1 protein-coding gene is annotated in these 1549 nt (G+C 71.5%); it reads left to right on the top strand.

Features of this window, described 5'->3' with window-relative positions:
- On the top strand, nt 1–1549 hold a 1549-nt coding region (locus RI554_09935), incomplete at both ends, for an invasin domain 3-containing protein (protein MDR9392334.1).

Here is a 1549-nt window from a genome sequence, read left to right as displayed (position 1 = left end):
CGCGTCCCCTGCTTGCCCTCGCCCTGCTCGTTCTTTTGGTCGGGTGCAGCCGCAACGCGACCGTCGATGCACCCACCGCCCCCGACCGGCTCGTCGTGACCGCCGTCCCCGACGCCGCGGTCGCCGGGGCCGACCTGGCGGTCGCCCCCACCGTCGAGCGACGCGACGCCGAGGGTCGGGTCGTGCCCACCCGCACCGACGTCCGTGTTCGCCTGGTCGCCCCGGCTGCGAACGTCGAGCTCGTCGGCACCGCGGCGGTGTCGTCGGTCGACGGCGTCGCTACTTTCGACGCGCTGACCCTCTCCGGGCCGGCCGGCGCCACCCCGACCCTTCGCTTCGATAGCGCCGGCGTCTCCCCCGTCGACGCCGGCCCCATTCCGCTCGCTGCCGGACCCGCCGCCCGCCTCCACGTCGAAGGGGTCGACGCCGCGCTCCGCCGCAACGTGCCGTTCGACGTCGTCGTCGTTCTGCGCGATGTGGCCGGCAACGAAGCGCCTGCCCCCGAGGCGCTCACGATCACGCTCCGCGCCGAGGCCGAGGGGGACGGCACCCTCCGCTTTGCCGCCCCTCGGGACGGGACCCCCACCGCCCTCCTCGCTGCGGGTGAGACGCGGGTGTCGCTCTCCGACGTCGTGTTCACCGGCGCCAGTGAGGGCGCCGCCCCCGACGTGCGCTTCGTCGCGGAGACCGACACGCTCGCCGGTCTCGAACCGGTCCCCAGCGATCCCGTCCGCAGTCGCGACCTGGTGCTCGCGATCTCCACGACGGAGACGTCGCTCTACTCCGACGGCCGCGACGCAACCGACGTCGCCGTCACCCTCGCAGGCGCCGACGGCACGCCGGTCTCCAGCGTCGACGTACGCCTCTCCACCACCCTCGGCACCCTCCTCACCCCGGCCGGCGAACCGATCGACGGGACGTGGACGGCGACCAGCGACGCGCGCGGCGAGGTTCGCGCCGCGTTGCGCGCCTCCGACGACATCGACGTCGCCACCGTGAGCGCATCCTGTCCCGGCGACTGCACCGTCACCCGCAACGTCACGTTCGAAAAGGAACCGATGGTCCTCCGGTTCTCCAGCACCACCGACTTCGACGTCAACCTGCCCGTCACCAATGACCCCGAGGCCACCTGGCGTCGCGACGACGGTAAGACGCGAACGCAGACCGACTTCGTCGACGCCATCACGCTGAGCGCCGGCGACTGGACCGTGGAGATTCACGGCGACGTCGAGCAGTTCGGGACCGGCGGCGCATGGGACGGCGTGGATCAGTTGGACGCCGTCGAGCGCTGGGGCGACCTTGGCCTCGACAAAACCTACGGGGCGTTCGAAGGTGCAGACCGTGCCTTCGTCGTGCCCGATCGGTTGCCTCCGACCCTCACGATCGCCATGGACATGTTCCGCGACACCGTGGCGTTCAACGACGACGTCTCGACCTGGGACGTGTCGAACGTTCACGAGTTCCAGGGGATGTTCCGTGACGCCCTCGCCTTCAACAACGGCTGTCCGCCCGACGACCACGGCTGCCCCCTGACGTGGACCGACGTCGG

This window comes from Trueperaceae bacterium (genome assembly GCA_031581195.1).
In the GTDB taxonomy this organism is placed as follows: Bacteria; Deinococcota; Deinococci; order Deinococcales; family Trueperaceae; genus SLSQ01.
Note: the sequence above shows the minus strand (reverse complement) of the source record. Positions and strands in the feature narration are given on the sequence as shown.